General features: G+C 40.4%; 13 protein-coding genes. 10 read left to right on the top strand and 3 right to left on the bottom strand.

Going from position 1 to position 19,604, the window contains the following annotated elements; genetic code table 11:
* The first annotated feature begins 13 nt into the window (after positions 1 to 13).
* The 4 genes from FRX45_RS21000 to FRX45_RS20985 all read left to right on the top strand — a co-directional run bounded on the left by FRX45_RS21000 (position 14) and on the right by FRX45_RS20985 (position 9,952).
* A complete protein-coding gene (locus FRX45_RS21000) occupies positions 14 to 1,162 on the top strand; it encodes a FecR family protein (protein ID WP_152270452.1) in 1,149 nt (382 codons plus the stop codon).
* 108 nt (positions 1,163 to 1,270) lie between these two features.
* Positions 1,271 to 4,546, top strand: a complete 3,276-nt coding sequence (locus FRX45_RS20995) for a SusC/RagA family TonB-linked outer membrane protein (protein ID WP_152270451.1) — start codon at positions 1,271 to 1,273, stop codon at positions 4,544 to 4,546.
* A 51-nt stretch (positions 4,547 to 4,597) separates the two neighbouring features.
* Positions 4,598 to 6,295 carry a RagB/SusD family nutrient uptake outer membrane protein gene (locus FRX45_RS20990; RefSeq protein ID WP_152270450.1) on the top strand — a complete coding sequence of 566 codons (1,698 nt, stop codon included), beginning with the start codon at positions 4,598 to 4,600 and terminating at the stop codon, positions 6,293 to 6,295.
* 270 nt (positions 6,296 to 6,565) lie between these two features.
* Positions 6,566 to 9,952 (top strand): VCBS repeat-containing protein, encoded by a 3,387-nt coding sequence (locus tag FRX45_RS20985; RefSeq protein ID WP_193311799.1) that lies wholly within the window; start codon positions 6,566 to 6,568, stop codon positions 9,950 to 9,952.
* A gap of 75 nt (positions 9,953 to 10,027) precedes the next feature.
* On the opposite strand, the gene FRX45_RS20980 is transcribed toward FRX45_RS20985, so the two are convergent.
* Entirely contained in the window at positions 10,028 to 10,651 is a 624-nt protein-coding gene (locus FRX45_RS20980; RefSeq protein ID WP_152270448.1) for a 3-keto-disaccharide hydrolase, read from the bottom strand.
* Between the two features lie 301 nt (positions 10,652 to 10,952).
* Between FRX45_RS20980 and FRX45_RS20975 the strand changes: the two genes are divergently transcribed.
* The 3 genes from FRX45_RS20975 (at position 10,953) to FRX45_RS23655 (ending at position 16,814) form a co-directional block, all read left to right on the top strand.
* The gene (locus FRX45_RS20975) at positions 10,953 to 13,949 is read left to right on the top strand and encodes a hybrid sensor histidine kinase/response regulator transcription factor (RefSeq protein WP_152270447.1); all 2,997 of its coding nucleotides are present in this window, start codon (positions 10,953 to 10,955) and stop codon (positions 13,947 to 13,949) included.
* Between the two features lie 167 nt (positions 13,950 to 14,116).
* A complete protein-coding gene (locus tag FRX45_RS20970; RefSeq protein WP_152270446.1) occupies positions 14,117 to 16,579 on the top strand; it encodes a translocation/assembly module TamB domain-containing protein in 2,463 nt (820 codons plus the stop codon).
* 16 nt (positions 16,580 to 16,595) lie between these two features.
* Positions 16,596 to 16,814 carry a hypothetical protein gene (locus tag FRX45_RS23655; RefSeq protein WP_226805499.1) on the top strand — a complete coding sequence of 73 codons (219 nt, stop codon included), beginning with the start codon at positions 16,596 to 16,598 and terminating at the stop codon, positions 16,812 to 16,814.
* On the opposite strand, the gene FRX45_RS23755 is transcribed toward FRX45_RS23655, so the two are convergent.
* Complete coding sequence (locus FRX45_RS23755) at positions 16,759 to 16,875, bottom strand: hypothetical protein (protein ID WP_262884223.1); 117 nt, start codon at positions 16,873 to 16,875, stop codon at positions 16,759 to 16,761. The genes FRX45_RS23655 and FRX45_RS23755 overlap by 56 nt on opposite strands.
* Positions 16,876 to 17,051: 176 nt before the next feature.
* Between FRX45_RS23755 and FRX45_RS20960 the strand changes: the two genes are divergently transcribed.
* The 3 genes from FRX45_RS20960 (at position 17,052) to FRX45_RS20950 (ending at position 18,974) form a co-directional block, all read left to right on the top strand.
* Entirely contained in the window at positions 17,052 to 17,999 is a 948-nt protein-coding gene (locus tag FRX45_RS20960; protein WP_152270445.1) for a sugar phosphate isomerase/epimerase family protein, read from the top strand.
* A 118-nt stretch (positions 18,000 to 18,117) separates the two neighbouring features.
* Complete coding sequence (locus FRX45_RS20955; protein WP_152270444.1) at positions 18,118 to 18,501, top strand: hypothetical protein; 384 nt, start codon at positions 18,118 to 18,120, stop codon at positions 18,499 to 18,501.
* A gap of 191 nt (positions 18,502 to 18,692) precedes the next feature.
* Positions 18,693 to 18,974, top strand: coding sequence for a TFIIB-type zinc ribbon-containing protein (locus tag FRX45_RS20950; RefSeq protein WP_152270443.1), 282 nt, complete (start codon positions 18,693 to 18,695; stop codon positions 18,972 to 18,974).
* 307 nt (positions 18,975 to 19,281) lie between these two features.
* On the opposite strand, the gene FRX45_RS20945 is transcribed toward FRX45_RS20950, so the two are convergent.
* On the bottom strand, positions 19,282 to 19,503 hold the full coding sequence (locus tag FRX45_RS20945) for a hypothetical protein (protein WP_152270442.1): 222 nt from the start codon (positions 19,501 to 19,503) through the stop codon (positions 19,282 to 19,284).
* Positions 19,504 to 19,604 lie beyond the last annotated feature (101 nt).

The following is a 19,604-nucleotide window of genomic DNA, read 5'->3' as shown; positions in this document are numbered from 1 at the left end:
AAGTTTTATTCGTATGCAAAACACCCATATAGTGGAGGAGTTGGTTGTCAATGATTCTTTTATTAGCTACTGCTACCGAAGAAATCAGGAGGATATTAACCAGTGGGAAAATTACCTTCTATTATTTCCTGATCAAAAGAATAATGTTGATCAGGCAAGGAATATAGTGCTTGGAATTTCAGAAATGTTACGGGAACAGCAATATGACCTTGCATTATCTGAATTAAAGGCCGCTGTATTGCTAAAATATAATACTGAAGAAAAGCAGAACTTGTTCTATGCGGAGCAAAGGCCGGCAGCACCTAAATATGCATTTCGAAAATATATAGGTTATGCTGCAGCGGCTGTTGCGGTGTTAACCGGGCTCTTTTTATTTTTTTGGCCCGTCAAGCTCAGTGAAAGCACGCAAATAACACAACAACCCGCTGCAACAACTCCTTCTGCAGTGGTATATCAAACGAATTACCGCGAAAAGAAAGTAATCTGGCTGCCTGATAGTTCAAAAGTGATTTTAAATGCAATGTCAACATTGAAAACAGGGGAAGGTTTTGGTATAACTAACCGTACTGTATACCTGACAGGTGAAGCGCTTTTTGATGTAGTTCATAACAAAAAGATACCTTTTACTGTTACCATGCCGTCTTTTAATGTAAAAGTTTTGGGCACCCTGTTTAATATTAAGGCTTATCCTGAAGATCAAACACAGGAAACTTCACTTATCCGCGGCAGTGTAGAGGTTGTTATAAAAAACAAAGAGCATAGTAACTTTTTTTTAAAGCCGAATGAAAAGGCGATCATACCCAATAATGAAACACCACGGGATGCCCTATCCGGAAAAAAGAACAACCAGCCACATATCAGGGCGCTGGAACAAGTTCCAACGATTATTCCGCTTACTGTAAACAGTAGTGATAGCTCAATAGTAGAAACGGCATGGATATATAACAGGTTTGACATCTATAATAAAAAATTCTCGGCAATAAAGACTGACCTGGAACGGATTTATAGTGTAAAAATCAATTTTAAAGATAGTAAAGTGGCTAATTACAGGTTTTCGGCAGCATTTGAGGATGAAACGATTGAGCAGGTGCTACAGGCCCTGCAACTCTCTTATCCTTTCCATTATGTTATAGAAAATAATGCAATAACGCTTTCTGAATAAAAGGAGGGAATGCTGAACACATTCCCCCCTGGTCTAATTGCAGAAACAGGAACTTAATTGAAGTTTGCGCCTGTTTCCTTTTTTAACAGTTAAAACCATAACTAAGGTATGAAAAAAAACAAATCCCTTAATCCATCTCCGCTGAGATGCGGAGTATTAAAAGCGTTTCTGCTTATGAAACTTAGTGTTTTAGTTATTTTACTTACAAGTCTTCAGCTTTCCGCCAAAACATTTTCACAGGAAATGCTTACGGTAAAACTGAACAATGTTGATTTATCAAAGGCCCTTAAAGAGGTTGAGAAAAAAAGTAGTTATCGCTTCGTTTTCAGCAATATGATATTGCCTGAAAACAAAAGAGTGACTATTGACGCAAAAGCAATGCCACTGGACAAGCTACTTGGCAAACTCCTTGAAAACACAGGGCTCAGTTTTAAAATGATGGGCAATAACCTGGTGGTTATTAACAGCCCCTTTTTCGATCAGAAAATAATTACGGTTAAAGGAAAAGTTACCGATAGCAAAGGGGAACCCTTGCCCAATGTAAGTATTAGCGTAAATAAAAGTGACAAAGGCGCTACTACCAATGAGATGGGAGAATTTTCGCTGGATGTAGAGGACAATGCCACCCTTACTTTCAGTTATGTTGGCTATGAAAGTCAATCAGTAAAAGTAGAAGGAAGAACCAATATAGGTACTATTATATTATCAGCATCTTCATCCAATCTCACCGATGTAGTTGTGGTTGGATATGGTAGTGCGCGCAGGAAAGATGTTACCGGTGCGGTATCCAGTATTTCAGCAAAGGACTTTACGCTTGGCCTGGTTACCAATCCCATGGACCAGATTCAGGGCAAGGTTCCCGGACTTGTAATTACAAAAATTGATGGTGATCCTAATTCACCGGTTGTTATCAGGCTACGCGGGCAAACATCTTTATCAGGTGGGCAAAGCCCTTTAGTAGTGGTAGACGGAGTTATAATGGATGATATCAACCAGATTTCAAATATACCGCCGGGTGATGTTCTTTCTTATGATGTATTAAAAGATGCTTCTGCCACCTCAATCTATGGCTCACGTGGTGCCAATGGTGTAATCATCATTAATACCCGGAAAGGCCGTGATGGGCGCATGCAGGTTGATTATTCTGGTTATTCCTCTTTTTCAAAAGTGGCTAAAACGCCCAGGTTATTAAATACTCCTGAATTTTTGAAAGAGGCAGTTATACTTGGACAGGATCCGGCATTGCTTGAAACTGCAAATAGCAGTCCTGGTACAACCAATGATTGGGTAGGGGCCATTTTGCGTAAAGGCTTTGCCCACAATCATACCGTAGGTATTAGTGGTGGAACAGATAAATTCAATTACCGTGGTTCCGCAAGCTATTTAAACCAGGAGGGTATTGTCATCAATACAGGAAAGGAACAGATTGGTTTGCGTTTTAACGCGCAGCAAAAAGCTTTGAATGATAAACTGGATATACAGGTGGGCATTGTAAATACCAATACCAACAGAGATCTGGTGAGCAGGAATATTTTTAACTGGGCTTATGTAATGCCCCCTTATATACGTATTAAAAACGCCGATGGTATTGATAACCCCGTTTATCAATATAATTATCAAAGCCCTGTTTTAATGCAGAATATGGTAACCAATAAGGCAAAAGAGCATTTAACCCAGGAATATGCAACCGTTAATTATAAATTACTTAATGACTTATCAGTTGGGGTTACAGGTTCACTTACCAAATTTAATACGCAGGGTGATTACTACCTGCCTGTAATTCCGGGTTGGAATAATTTGAATAGTGCAACAAAATCGTCTTCCAACCGCGATTCAAAAAAAGGTGATATGCATGTAAACTACCTGAAAAATATTGGGAAACATAATTTTACTGCCACCGGAGTATATGAATATAATTATTATTCTTTTGATCTCTATAGCGCTTCGGGTAAGGATTATGTTGTAGATGCCAATACCAATAATGCACTGCAGAATGGTAACTCAAGCCTGAATGTTATAAATTCCTATAAAGAAGAATATAAAATTATTTCGTTCTTAGGCAGGTTAACGTACAACTACGATTCAAAATACTATATCACGGCCAGTGTGCGCAGGGACGGTTCCTCTAAATTCGGTATCAATCACAAGTGGGGTAATTTTCCATCTGTTTCGGCCGCCTGGCGTTTAAAAAGTGAATCTTTCCTGAAGGATGTAGCATGGCTGGATGAACTAAAAATTAATGCAGGATATGGTGTGGTAGGCAACCAGGATGCCATTAGTGCTTATAATACACTAACTACTTTAAGTAGTGGAGGTGTTACCTACGATCCTACCAACACAATCAATCCTTTTCCTGTAGGGTTTTCTCCCAACCAGAATCCCAACCCGGATCTTGTTTGGGAAGAAAGACATGGTAAAAATATTGGGCTTGATTTTGCAATTTTGGGAAACCGGGTGACAGGATCATTTAGTGCATTTAATGACAAGACCAGGCATTTGTTGTACAATTATGCTGTTCAGGTACCACCAAATTTTGTTCCTAATGTACTGGCTAATGTTGGAAGTCTTGCCAATAAAGGAGTGGAGTTGCAACTGAATGGTGAAATCATACAATCAAAGGATATTAGCTGGTCAGTGGGCGGACAAATTACTACTATCAATACCAAAATAACCAGTCTTTCCGGAACATGGAACGGACAAAAATTAGCGTCAGATAATATCGCTGTTGGATCGGCGAGCGGCCGTGGATTAAGTTCTAATCCTATTACTTTTTTAGTCGTTGGTAAATCACCTTATACTTTTTATCTGCCTCATTACGTGGGAAAAACAGACGATGGATTGTCGACCTTTGAGACAGAGGATGGAGGTACCACAACTAATTATTTAGATGCCAAAAACAGGTATATCGACCCTTACCCAAAGTTTACTTACGGTTTTACAACCAATTTCGAATATAAAAGCTGGTCGTTAAATGTATTTCTTCGCGGAGTTTCCGGTATAAAAATATTTAACAATACCAATCTGAACCTGGCCAACTACAACAATTTGCCTTCTGTAAATACTTTGAAAGAAGCGGTAACCAGTGGTTTAAAAGATAATCCCACGCCTTCTGATTACTGGCTTGAAAATGCCTCTTACATGAGGCTCGAAAGCATGACCTTATCGTATAGCCTTCCAAAAATAAAGGGCATTGAAAGCCTGCGTTTATACCTTTCGGGAAATAATCTTTTTGTGATAACACCTTACAAAGGTTTGGATCCTGAAATTGCAACAGTTGATAACCAGGCAACACCGGCATTTATTGACTTAACTTATAATGGAGGAGGAGGTTTTTATCCAAAATCCCGTTCACTCACAGTAGGTTTAAATATCTCTTTCAAATAGAGCAAATTCCGGGTGAATAAATTTTGAACCTTATATAAATTCTTAAGAAACATGGAAAAAATAAAATTTAATATATCGCTTTTTGTGATGCTTATATTATCACTTACCGGGCTGCGCTGTGTTAAACTTGATTCTAAAGTATACAGCCAGATCGTAAATGATAATTTCTGGCAAACCCCAGCCCAGATTGCCGCGGGTAAGTCGCCGGCATATGCCGCATTGCAGGTAATGGGAGGAAACTCCGGCATTTACTGGGAACATGAGATTTCCTCCGATGAAATGATTACGCCTACCCGTGGTGGAGACTGGGGCGACGGCGGTATGTGGACTAATATATGGAACCATATTGAAACCGCAGATGCAGGTACAGTTAGCTGGGCATGGGGAGATATTTATAACGGAGTAGGTAAGTGTAACTATATCATATATACACTAAACACGCTTGATCCTGCACCTGCTACCCTGGAAGCTGACCTTGCCGAGATGAAAGTACTAAGATCCTATTTCTATTATCATGCCTTAGATCTTTTCGGAAACGTTCCCTACGTTACCAATTTTAAGCAGGACCCCAATACCGTGGCAACCATTCCCCGGGTGCAGGTGTATGATTCACTTGTAGCAGTGCTTACGGATGCTTTACCTGTTCTTTCTACTTCACATGATGTTACAACTTATGGTAAAGTCAACAAGTATTTTGCGCTTAGCATACTTGCAAAACTGTATTTGAATGCTGAAATATACACTGGCACGCCAAGATGGGCCGAATGTATAGCACAGTGCGAAGCTATACAAGCCGGTAATTTTTCGTTAATGAGTAATTACTATGATAATTTTAGGGATGTAATTCAGGAAACATCAACGGAAAACATTTTTGTTGTTCCTTATAAAGCAGGAGTAGTGCCTTCGGGAAGTGGTAATTATATCAATGTAGCATCCATCATGGCTAATAATGCTTTTTTTACGTTTGGCCAAAGTGGCATGGGCAACAATGGCATGAGCACCACCAAACCATTTTATGATTTTTACGATACCACTTCAGTTTATCAAACAAGAGTTGTTAACGGCAATACCAATGTTTACCGGACATTTAATGACCAACGCTCCGGCCAGTTTCTAAAAGGCCAGCAATATGTGAATGGAATTAATTATCCGCCTCACCAGGATATCCTGTATTCAAGCAGCAATACAGATAAAGTAGGAGTTGGGCCTTCTAACCCCGGTGCGTTAATGATTTATGATGACCAGTCGGGACTTCCGCTTTCGTATTTCGATACGATGTATTTAATTTCCAATCCTGCGCCATATTTTAGATTGGCCGGGTTGAGGAATATCAAATATTGGCCGGAACCAGGTGGAAATGTGGGTGATAACATCAGCAATGATGTACCTCTTTTCCGCTATGCCGATGTCCTTTTGATGAAGGCAGAAGCAGAGCTTCGTTCAAATGTAAACCTGGAAGATGCGCTTGCCAATGTAAACATGGTTCGCCGCCGTGCTTACTCAGGAAATACCAGTTACGACTGGGGTCCGGCAGACCTTACCCTGGATAACCTATATGCTGAAAGAGCGAGGGAATTGGCCTGGGAAATGGTGAGAAGGCAGGATATGATTCGGTTTGGTCATTTTCTCAAACCCAGAACAATCCCGGTAAAAGCGGCCGATGACGCGGATAAGCATACTTACCTTTTGCCTATACCTTCCGCAGTAATTTTATCTAATCCTAAAATTGAACAAAATCCGGGATACTGATAAGGTTGTAAATATTTTATAAAAGAAGTAGCAGCTTAGGTTGCTATTTCTTGTTTTCAGGACATTATTAAAATGCAAAACCTATCTTGGAAATACATCAGATTTAAAAGGACAATAAATCCCTGATTAGTATTGGAAGCAAGACATAAATTACAAATCTGATATTTTATTTTAAATAACTAAGAGACCGTATAAAATATCTCTTGAAAAACAGGAATAATCATGGCGGTGAATACCGGTTGGAGAAGTTTGTCTATTTATATTTATTTTATGAAATCAGATTCTTTTAAAGTATCATCATCTGCAGTGTATTGTTTTTTTTCGTCACTTTTTCTATTGCTGATATATTCCTGTTCAAAACCTAAGGATACATTATTTACTCCATTAACATCTTCGGAAACAGGTATTGATTTTGAAAATACCAATATTGATACAGATACCTTAAGCATTATAGATTACCTGTACTATTATAACGGTGCGGGCATTGCTGTTGCCGATATTAATAACGACGGGCTGCCCGATATATATTTTGCATCCAATACCGGAGGAAACAAATTATATTTAAATAAAGGCAATTTAAAATTCGAAGATATTACTGCAACTGCAGGAGTAGCGGGAAAAGCGGATTGGACTACCGGTGTAACGATGGCCGATATCAATGGCGATGGATACCTGGATATTTATGTGTCTACCGTTTCTAATCATGATCCACATCTCAAAAATGCGCCGCCCCATAGTTATTTTAAAAATTCCAGGAACCAGCTATTCATCAATAATCATGACAACAGCTTTACCGAAAGTGCAGCAAAATGGGGTATTGCAATAGAGGGATATAACACGCAGGCTGTTTTTTTTGATTATGATAAAGATGGAGACCTTGACCTTTTTCAATTGCAACATTCTACTCATCAGCCCGATGCTTATGGGCCTGCCACCCTTCGCGATAAATACAGTGAAGTAAGCGGCGGAAAACTCTTCAGGAATGATGGTAACCATTTTACCAATGTAACAAAGGAATCGGGCATCATTAGCAGTGCGCTGGGATATGGATTGGGGGTTGCAGTTGCCGATGTTAATCACGACGGGTATGATGACATTTACGTGAGCAACGACTTTCACGAGAATGACTATTACTATATAAACCAGGGTAACGGCAGTTTCAAAGAAATGAATAGGGAAGCCTTTGGTCATGAATCAACATTTTCAATGGGCAATGATATTGCAGACATCAACAATGATGGATGGCCGGATATCATAACTGCTGACATGTTGCCTGCTGATGAAAAAGTATTGAAATCCTCCATGGGAGACGGTCCATTGGATACTTACACTTATCTGCGAACATTCGGCTACTCCTACCAGTATGCCCGCAATTGTTTACAAATTAATATTGGCCGGGGAAAGAAGTTTGCAGATGTTGCCCTTTACAGCGGCGTAGCGGCTACAGACTGGAGCTGGGCGCCATTAATAGCTGATTATAACCTGGATGGTTATGCCGATATATTTGTTTCCAACGGTATAAAAAAACGGCCAAATGACCTGGATTACATAAAGTTTATTTCCGGGTTGCCCAAAAATAAACCGGGAATCAATCCCAAAGCAAATGACAGGTTAATACTGGAGCACATGCCGGAGGGCGCATGGCACAATTATATCTTTGAAGGGGCTGCAGATTTAAAATTTAATGATCAGTCCTTTGCCTGGGGTTTTGAAAAAGCATCCCTTTCACAGGGAGCTATGTATGCAGATTTAGATGGAGACGGCGACCTGGATATTGTTACCAACAATATGAATGAACCCGCCGGCATCTATAAAAATAATACACGTGAAAAATTACCGGGCAATCATTATACAAGTTTCAGGCTGAAAGGGAAAAGCCCTAATGGTTTTGCCATTGGAGCCAAAGTTTTTCTTTTTAATGATCAGCAGGTTTTATATAAGGAGCTACAAACGGTTAAAGGTTTTATGAGCAGTGGAGATTTTTTATTGAATTTTGGATTGGGAAAAAGCAATAAGGCAGATAGTATGATAATCATCTGGCCCGATAATACTTTTCAAACCCTGAAAAATATTACTGTTGATAAAATAATGGATATCGCTTACGACCGTAACAACAGTGATACGATTCTCAACTACCCGGTATTCATCAACAAACTTTTGAACACTACAGATAATTCCGGGTTTACAGATATAACCGCGCAACTGGGTAATAATTTCAAACACGAAGAAGACCATTATTTTGATTTTAATGACCAGTGGTTTATACCTCATCAATTGTCTACGGAAGGGCCCCAAATTGCTACAGGGGATGTAAATAATGACGGGCTGGAAGATTTTTTTGTTTGCGGTGCAAAAAATCAGGCAGGAGCTATTTTTTTACAGCAAAAAAACGGAAGTTTCAAACCTTCACCCGATAGCGCTGCTTTTATAGCCAATAAAGCCTGCGAAGAAGTAAACGCTGCTTTTTTTGATGCTGATAATGATGGCGACCTGGACTTATATGTTGTAAGCGGGGGAAATGTTTATACGGGGATTACTCCTTTGCTGAATGACAAATTGTATATGAATGACGGAAAGGGGCATTTCAGCTTTATTGATGGACTGCCTGCAATGAATGAAAACAAATCGGTGGTATGTGCAGCAGATATGGATCATGATGGTGATTTGGATATTTTTGTTGGTGGCCGGTCCTTCTCCCGAAATTATAGTAAAATACCAGCCTCATATCTTTTAATCAACAATGGTAAAGGGGAATTCAACTTTGCTGAAGCAGGGATAACAGAAGAGCTGCGGCAACTTGGGATGGTTACTGATGCAAGCTGGACAGATACGGATAAAGACGGATGGGCCGACCTTGTGGTAATTGGAGAATGGATGCCGCCCATTTTATTTAAAAATGATCACGGTAAGTTAAAGAAGGCGGGTTTAACAAGTAATGACGAGGATTTAAAGGGGTGGTGGTGTTCTGTTAAAACTGCAGACCTTAATGGTGATGGTTTTGATGATATATTGCTGGGTAATTATGGACTTAACAGCAAGATAACGGGCAGTACTGATTATCCTTTAAAAATGTTCAGTATAGATTTCAATAATACTGGGCGTGATCACCAAATTCTGGCAGTGGCCAAAGAAAAAAAATATTATCCTTTTTTGAATAAAGAAGACCTGGAAAACCAATTGCCTTATCTAAAAAATACGTTTTTAAAATATGGGGAAATGGCCGGGCAAACTGTTGAAGCGATTTTTGGAAAAAAACTGGAAGAGGCAACTGTATTTACCGCCACCACTTTTGCTTCGGTTGTGCTTATCAATGATGGCAAAGGGCAGTATAATATGACGCCCCTGCCCATGGCAGCACAATGGGCTCCTGTATATGCTTTTGCAACCGGAGATTTTAATCACGATGGGAAAGTGGATTTTCTTGCGGGAGGTAATTTTTATGGAACCAGGCCGTATGAAGGACGTTATGATGCCATGCCGCTTACTCTTTACCTGGGTGATGGCAAAGGAGAATTTAAGGTGGTACTGCCATTGCCGGATTTATTAAGCAGCGTGCAGGGTGAAATAAGAAGCATACAGCCGGTTAAGCTTTCGGGTGATAAGAAAGCCCTGCTTATTGGAATCAATAACAGCCATTTGAAGTTGTTTCAATATTAATGCGATAAAAAGGAAAACGCAATTGCATTGCTGCTATAATCATACCGGTATCGTTCCTAATAATGGTTGCCGCATTCATTTTCCTTCTAACATCCTTATCCGCACTTCCCTGAAATAAACCTCCATATCCATACCGCCATGTAATTGCAGGGCAATGCGCCCGGCGGTTCTTCCGGGGTCGTTGGTGAGATGAGCAGTTTGTTTTCCGTTAACCCATACCGTTATTTCTTTACCTACGGCACGAACTTTCATCTTATTCCATTTGCCGGGCAGGTACCATTTTTTTACTGCTGCTGCAGTGGGTTGTACCACCCAGGCTCTGCCACCGGTTTCATATAATCCGCCGGCATCTTTGTCGGGGTCTATTTCGGCCTGGAAACCATATACACCCACCGCATCTTCCACTTCCTGCGCCCTGAAGTATAGTCCGCTATTGCCTTTAACGGCCTTGTAAGAAATTTCAATTTCAAAATCAGCGAAAACACTGTCCGATACCAGTAAGCCGTGCTTCGGTTCTGCAGCCGTACTTGTACCTGCTATTATACCATCCTGTACTTTCCATTCACCACCCGGTAAAATATGCCAGCCCTCTAAGTTTTTACCATTAAACAAACTGATCCAGCGCTGCGCCTGTATTGAGGATACGGTTAAAAGCATTATAGCGAAGAGTTGCAATAAGGTTACAATATATTTTTTCATAAAATGATACTATAGTGAAATGATATTCTAATATAAAACAAAAAAGGGTAGTTAGTGATAATTAATTAAAAATGAAACCAATCGTCCTGCAGGAGACCTTCACGATCCAACCAACAAATACCTCATTAACCCGGGGAATGGAGATACATTCATTTGTAAGCGATGAGCTTCAATATCATGAGGGCTCTTAGCCGCTCACATATTTTTCATTAAGATCCCGGCGCAACATTTATTAATTTTCAAACCATCCTGTTTTTTATCTTTATAAGGATTTCCTTTTCCGGGTTATAAATCACTTATCATGAAATTGTTTTTGATTTTTCTGTTGTCAATTGCCTGCTTATACAGTGATGCGCAGACCCACCAAATTGACAGCCTTACCAGAGAGATGAAAAAAGCAAAAGGCCAATCCAAAATAGAGCTGTTCAATGCGCTGTCTTACCAATACAGCTTTATAGCACCTGATAAATCAATAGATTTCGCTGAAAAAGCCTTAGCGCTATCAAAAACCTTAAACGATAAACAGGGACAAATAAAAAGCTATTATAATCTTGGCCAGACCTATATGGAAATGGGCGAAAACAAAACCGCTTTATTGAACCTTGAAAATGGGCTTGGCCTTTCAAAAAAAATAAATGATCCTACCTTAACAAGTATGGGTTTATTGCATTTGGGGAATTATTATGGCATTTCAGGCGAGCCTCAAAAGTCCATTGAACATGTCAATGCATCTTTGAGCCTTGCAAAAAAAAACGACTTGCAAAAAATACTTTTTCAAGGTTACAACCACCTGGGCATTACCTATCAAAAGTTGGGCAACTATAATAAATCATTGGAATATTATTTTCAGTCGCTCGCCATCCGGGAAGCATTACAGGATCAAAGAGCTATTTCAATATGCTTTACCAATATTGGGATGGTTTTTCAACTTTCCGGTAAATACGATGATGCTCAAAATTACTTTTTCAAGGCGTTGGATATAGATCGAAAGAACAATGATGATCAGGGCATTATGATCAACCTGTTAAATATAGGTGTGGTATGTCAAAAAAAGAAGGCGTTTACTAAAGCCCTGCTTTATTTTAATGAAGCGATTGAGATTTCCAGAAAACTTAAATTTAAAAAAGATGAAGCTGTCTTGTTGGGCAATATCGGGAGCACGTTACGGCAGCAGGGACAATTAAATGAATCATTGCCTTATCTTCTTTCGGCATTGGAGTTGCAAACCGGTTTTAATATGGAACAAAGCCTGGCACATACGCTCAACAATTTGTCTGAAACCTACCTGTCGCTTAATAAAATTGACAGTTCAAAAAGCTATGCAGAGAAAGCCATTGATTTATCTGCAAAGTCGGGTGAATTAAATCAACTGAGGTATGGCTATCAAAATTTATCGGACAGCTACCTCAAATTGGGCGACTATAAAAATGCCTATACATTTTACGGTAAATCTGTAAATACCAAAGACAGTTTATTCAGCATTGAAAAATCGAGGCAGATTGAAGAACTGCAAATAACTTATGAAACTGAAAAAAAAGAACAGGAAATAACTTCATTGTCCCAACAAAATAAAGCTGCTGCATTCAGGAGAGATTCCTACGCCGCGTTAGCCGGGTTAATTTTAATTGTGGGCTTTTTGTTTTACTACAATCAAAGGCTTAAAACAAAGAAAAACCGGCAATTGCTGGAAAAAGAACAAGCGGTTGAAAAAATGCAGTCCCGTTTTTTTACCAATATAACCCATGAATTCAGAACCCCTCTTACCCTGATCCTGGCTCCGATTGCAACCATGTCAGAAAAGATCTCTGACCCCAGGCTAAATCAGCAACTTAACATTATGAAAAAAAATGGCAGGCGGTTGTTGACTTTGGTAAACCAGTTGCTTGACTTATCTAAACTGGAATCGGGAAATTTGAAATTGAATGTGGCCCCGGGAAATATTATCTCTATTATTAAAGGGGTGACCATGTCTTTCCAATCCTTGGCCGAAAGCAAACAAATTGAGCTTCTGGTCAATTCGGAAGCCAGGGAACCAATACTTTATTTCGATCAGGACAAAATTGAAAAAGTGTTGAGTAATCTACTGTCCAATGCGTTTAAATTTACACCTCCGGGCGGCCGCATCCAGGTGATAGTGCAAGCTCCAGCTATCGCTAAAAATAAAGACCCGAAAGAATGGCTTCAAATAATAGTAAAAGACACGGGGAAAGGGATACCGGCAGATAAAGTAGCACACATCTTTAATCGTTTTTACCAGGTTGATGACTCCCTGGTAAGGGAATATGAAGGAAGTGGTATCGGTCTGGCACTCACAAAGGAATTCATAGACCTGCACCATGGAAGCATTGAGGTTTTTAGCCAGGAGACAAAAGGAACAGAGATGGTACTGCGGCTACCGATGGGCAAAGAACATTTTATAGCCGCCGGAATAAAAGTGCAGGATAAAATAGAAAATAGTTTTTTGCAGGAGGAAGAAAATATCTTGCCCATAATCAGCGGCAATGACGATTTTAATGAAGGAACTTCTCCCGATCAGCAAAAGCCTATCGTTCTTTTGATTGAAGACAATGCTGATGTAAGGCAATACATCAAAGAAATTTTGATGGAAGACTATACCGTTATACAAGCTGCTGATGGGGAGGCAGGTGTGGAAAAAGCCGGGGAACAAATTCCGGACCTTATCCTGAGTGACGTGATGATGCCCAAAATGAATGGCTACCAGGTTTGTAAAATCCTGAAAAACGCTGAAAAAACCAGTCATATCCCCATTATCCTTTTAACCGCCAAAGCTTCTCTTGAAAGTAAATTAGAGGGCTTGCAAACAGCGGCCGATGACTATCTTACCAAACCTTTTGTTTCGGGGGAGCTATTGGCCCGTGTTCACAATCTTATACAGTCCCGCAAAAAACTACGGGAAAAATTTCGTGGGCAAATCATTCTTAAACCCAGCGAAATTGCAAGCAGCTCAATAGACGACGTTTTTCTGAACCGTTTAATGAAAATAGTGGAAGAGAATATGGGCGATGAGCTTTTTGGTGTAGAGCGGTTAAGTGATGAAATGGGTATGAGCCGATCGCAATTGCACCGTAAGCTCAATGCCTTGATTGGCAAGGGGCCCAATCAGTTGATCCGATCCTTCCGGTTAACCCGTGCCCATGATTTGCTAAAGGTAAATGCAACCACCCCGGCAGAAATTGCCTATATCGTTGGCTTCAGTAGCCCTTCTTATTTCTCCAAATGTTTTCGTGAACAATTTGGATATACGCCTTCCGACATTCCGGGGAATTCCATCTCTTAAAAAAGTTAATCAGGTTTAATCATTAAAAGAAAATCCTTTTTCAGGCTCTGAAGTTTTCTTTTGCGACATCTTTTATAGCATTTGCGACATAAGTGATAGTGTTCGCCCATACCGCTTATTAGTTTTGAAGTGACAACCAACGCTCCCTTCACTAAAAAATATACGTTATGAGATCGCCCATTTTCCCACTTCAAAGCGCCTTGCTATATGCCATACTATCAGGAATTTTAGTAATGAGCGCCTGTCAAAAGGAAGTAACTAAACCTCCAAGGCAAACCATCTCCATACCTCCAGTTTCGGGAACAGTAGGTGGAGGTTTCGAAATTGAGTCAGACAATATCGTGGAAACTACAAACGGCTTCAACTTCACCGGTTCGATAAGCGCCAAAACTGATGAGGGATTGCCATTTAATGTAGGGGAAGGGGAGTTTCAGGTGGTAACAAACAGTGATAGTTCTATTGCCAGCATTAAAGGCGTTGGCATTGCCCAGTTTCCTGATATCGGAATATTTAAACACATAAAGACATCCTTTTTGTGGACAGAAATAAAATCCCATATCGAATACGAAAAAGGAAGTTATTACCTACAAGCATACGGTACTGATTTACCACTTGCCGCTGAACAAAAATACCTGCATTTTAGCGTGTTTGACCAAAGTAAAGACGGTGAATACCAGCTTAGAAGCGTGGCCAACTCAATAATTTATAACTTCCTTGATTTATATATTGACCCCAATGATCCCGCGGTTTTCTTCAAAACACAATTGTGGAAACCTGGCGGTAATAAAAAAGAAGCAACCAATCTGGTTAGCACATTCTGGAAAAAAGTAGGTGATAAGCTGGTCTCGGCAGGTGGTACTGCGTTTGATTATGCAGATGCTACAAGCATGGCTATAGGTATTTCTAACCAGGGAACATTTCTTTCACAACCATATGATTTTAAGGTAACTGATCCGGAAACATTCAAAACAAAATTTGGGTTTAACCGCTTTGAGGCGTTGCCGTCTCATTTATTTTTCAGGCTGGCAGGCATACCCATACCTGAAACCGGCGTATTGCAAATGACAGGTGAAGCTTTTATCCACTATCCATATTCAACATTGATTCCTCCTGCCTCTGTTAGCCCCGTAAAGCAAAACTACCAGGATGCATTAGACTGGTTTATAAACGATGAGCAAAATGGATATATGGTTTCTTTTACCGGTAGCATTGATCCCGGCGCCAAAGGTATTGGACTGGCGCTTGGCATGCTACCCAATGTGAATAAGATAGTGGGGAAAGAAATCTTTAACGAGGATTTTGATATTGATATTATAGGGGCTACCTCGCAATGGCAAATCCCAGGACTCAACCAGGCGGGAAGCAGGCAGGTGCCATCATTCTTTAGGTACGGTGGCGAAACAAAAATACCAGTAGTGTCGGAAATATTTGGCGAGGGAATAAAGAAATACTTGTATAACCCACCTACCGCGGGTGCGATTTTTTATTACAGTCTGGGCCCCGAAATAGAAAATATTGTTGTTTATAGCGAATGTGAGGCTCATATGCGAGTTCCATATTATGGCATAATAGATTTTGGCCGTGCCAGTTTTGCGATCAGCATTGATGGTATAGATTTCGTTGTTAAAAGAGTAAATGCAATTGGCCCTTTACACCTGTGGGGTGAATTAACAGGCAAACTTTCTCCACAAGGGTTTAATCTGAAAAGTACTGTTGACAATAACATTACTTTACCCAGCGGAGTTGAGCTATTTGCCAATAAAATGGATCTCACTATCAGCAGCGATTCCGGAATAACATATAACGGTAATGTAGATCTGCCTTTTGATATTGGAGAAGCCAAAGCTAAGGGTAAGCTCACAAGTGAAGGGGTATCCCTTTCCGGGAAATTAAAAGCCGGCTCTGAAATTGTGTTGCCAAACGGGGTGAGATTACCGTCTGCAGGTATGACTTTCAGCGCATCCAGCAACCCGGCTGAAGGTGTTCAACTGGCAGGCAACCTGGATATTCCCCATATTGGAATGGTTGCCGTTAAAGGTAAAATCAACAAAGATGATTTCCTGTTGGAGGGTAAGGTGAATACAGCTGATATAACTTTTGGAAATGTAAAACTGCCATCCACAAATGGTATTGTAAGGATTTCAAAAAAGACTGGAATATACTTCAAAAGTGAATTCGACCTCGGCATTGTTTTCGGCAGAAGCAGGTTGATGGAAGGATACGTGAATGCTGCAGGGATAACAATGACAGGGCAACTATCTAATTCGATACGGATTGCAGGCGCCAATTTCACTTTTGCCAATGGAAAAATAACTGCCGGACCAGCCGGAGTAAAAATAGGCGGCAATATTGACCTTAACATTTTTAAAGCAAACGTAGCAGGTGAATTATACGGAGTGAATAACTTCCTATTAAAGGGAGCATACAGTTACAATACCAAGTTTTTCAAAAGCAGTATAGGCGTTGCAGTTACTCCTCAGAAAGTTAATTTAAGCGGGAATGGAACAGTATATGGAGCATTAGGCAATGAACTTTACAATGGAGGAATGACATTTGAGCCAAATTGGAGTGCCAGTACCGTAAGTGCCTGTTATATTCTGGGCGGGACAAAAGCCTGCATAACCCTTTAACCGCATTTTGATTAGCATGATATTATTAACTGAAAAGATGCAGGGCGTTTGCTCTGCATCTTTTCAGTATTATTTTATCGCCCCGGGCAATTCCATTTATCACAAAACCCCCTTAGTGCTCGGCCGTAAATTGCTCAGCGGATCGCGCTTTACGCCATACGGATGGCTTTGGCAATGGCTTAAAGGATGGCTTCCATTTTATGATGTTTGTTGTCACCACGGCATTCAATATTGAGATTGCACTTTGCGGCGTCAGAAAATGATTTGAAAAAATGAAAGAACATTTCGGAAAACACTTCTCCTATCTTCCCCTGCTTAAATTCGGTGTTCCATACAATCCAGTTCCTCTTGCTGCAGATGAAATGGCAATAACTAAAAAACACAACACAGCGCTACTGAAAATTAATTTTCCCAGGTTTCACCGAAGACATATATTTACCCTTAATGAAAACTGTACATTAAAAAATCTGCCATGTCTGTAAATAAAAATAATGCTTATAATGCTTCACGCCGTTCATTTTTATTAAAAGGATCAATGGCTTCGGCGGGCTTGTTGATTGGCGGTTCGGCTGCCTGGTCAAAATCTTTTTTGTTTGGTAAAGTACCAGACTCAAAATTCTTTGGCGTACAGATCGGTGTAATTACCTATTCCTACCGGAGCATGCCTCACAATGTGGAGCAATTGCTGCAATATATTGTTGATAGCGGTATCAGCGCTGTGGAACTGATGGGCGAATCGGTGGAAGACTATGCAGGAAAACCCGCTGATAAAAGCCAGGTGGCAGAATGGCGTAGCAGCGTTTCTATGGATAAGTTTAAGGAGGTAAGAAAAATGTTTAAAAAAGCCGGGGTCAGCATTTATGCTTTCAAACCCAGTGCATTGGGCACAAACAATACCGATGCGGAAATTGAATATGCACTAAAGGCCGCCAAAGCGCTGGGAGCAAATTCCGTTACTGTTGAGCTGCCCAGAGATCCTGCCCATTCCCAACGCCTGGGAACACTTGCTGCAAAACACAAGGTATACATTGGCTACCACGCCCATACCCAGGCTACAGATACCGCATGGGATGAGGCATTGGGCCAGTCGCCTTACAATTCTATGAACCTCGATTGCGGCCATTATATAGCTGCCGGGGGAAATAATACAAAAGAAACGTTATTGGCCCTTATCCAGGCAAAGCACGACAGGATTACAAGCATGCATATAAAAGATCGCAAGACAAAAGAAAATGGCGCAGACAATCTGCCCTGGGGACAGGGTGATACGCCGCTCAAAGAAATACTTACCCTCCTGAAAGAAAAAAAATATGATATTCCTGCGAGCATTGAGCTGGAGTATGATATTCCTGGAGGCTCCGATGCAGTAAAGGAAACAAAAAAATGTTTGGCCTATGCTAAGGAGGCATTGGGCGCATAAAGTAAGCTTCCAGCTATGGGTTGACACTGCACACCGGTTAGCCGTTGATCTTATTAAAATAATAACATTTTGCCCGGCTTTTTTCTGATATTTTTGCTGAATTGAATTTTTTAAAAAAATGTCGCTGAAGAAACATATTGATTTTAAATGCAGGCAGACTGCCGCGTTCATTATGTTTTTTTTGAATTTCTTTTTTGCAGCAGCTCCTTTTATCACTGCTTTTGCAACCAACAACAACGGCGCTTATCTTTCGCAACAGCACAATAACCATTCCGGCGCCGAAGATACCAATCATTTATCCGATGCTACTGAAGGGCGGATTGGCTATTCATTCTCTTCAAACAAAAAACAGCAGGTTAGCCGCTTTTTTAACAAAGGCGGTCAATACGCTGTTTCCTCCGCTGCTGCGGATGACAGCGTTTTGGCTCATCCACTCGTTTCTTCCTCTTTGGTAGTACGGCCGGCTTATTACACTTTGCTCTTCCTGTACCACCTGTTTTAAAGCGCTGCCGGTAGTTTCATTTGTCATAAATAATACAATCATCTCCCCAATACTTTAATTGCTGTGCATGGCTGTTTAGCGGTGCTACATGATGATTGCATAATAATGCCGCCGATGGCAAACAAGTTCATTACGCAGAAATATCCCGGCAAGAATCCGGGTATCCGTTCAAAATCAAAAAAAATAAACACATGAAATGTCCCAATTGCAACGAAACACTTTTAATGACCGAAAGAAACAATATTGAAATTGATTATTGCCCTTCATGCAGAGGTGTATGGCTCGACAAAGGTGAGTTGGATAAAATGCTTGATTATGTGGCGCAAAATACAGCGGCTCCCCAAAACAACCAGCAATACAACCCAACACCGGGCTATTATGATCAGAAGCATACAAATCCTAACCAACGGTATGGTCATCAAAAACCTTATAAAAAGAAATCGTTTTTAGGCGATATGTTTGATTTTGATTAATGCAGGAATGCTTTCAAAATAAGGCAGGCTTCTGTATTTCTGGCAGCCTTATCTTATAAACGGGCGCCGCGCTCAATAAAAAATGGGGGAGGGGGAAGGATATGCCCCCTTCTATGCCGGTTGCCGGTAAAACTAAAGCAAAATAATGGGGTTAAATTTCGTATACCATTTGAAGAAAGCATACAAAATTGGTCAGGCATCGAACAACAGACCGAATAGCCTTAATACAACAGGTGTCTAACCGCATTAGCATAGCTATCCGCATAAGCGGTATAATTGAAAAACGAACGAGGGGCCTCTATATTTTTTACTGTTTTACGGATAAAACAGCGCCGTTCAGCACACCGTTTTCTTCTCCTTTTTCGATGCGCAACAGCGTTTCGTGAATTTTTCCTAATACATTAAATGAAAGCACGGCCGTTTTTTGAACTACATAATCCGTAAAAGTGGTGGCGCTTTCTTTTGAACTCTTACCAAACTCATTTTGATACGACTTCCGCAAATCATCTATTAATAAATTCGTATACATAACACTATCCTTTTTGGGTATTGATTTTTTTATGGGCGCATAAGGTAAGCTTGTTTTCCGGATTGCAAACAAATTTCTTTAACTGTATGCTCATAGCCAGG

Source organism: Agriterribacter humi (genome assembly GCF_009192765.1).
Lineage (GTDB): Bacteria > Bacteroidota > Bacteroidia > Chitinophagales > Chitinophagaceae > Agriterribacter > Agriterribacter humi.
This window is presented reverse-complemented; position numbering and strand designations above follow the sequence as displayed.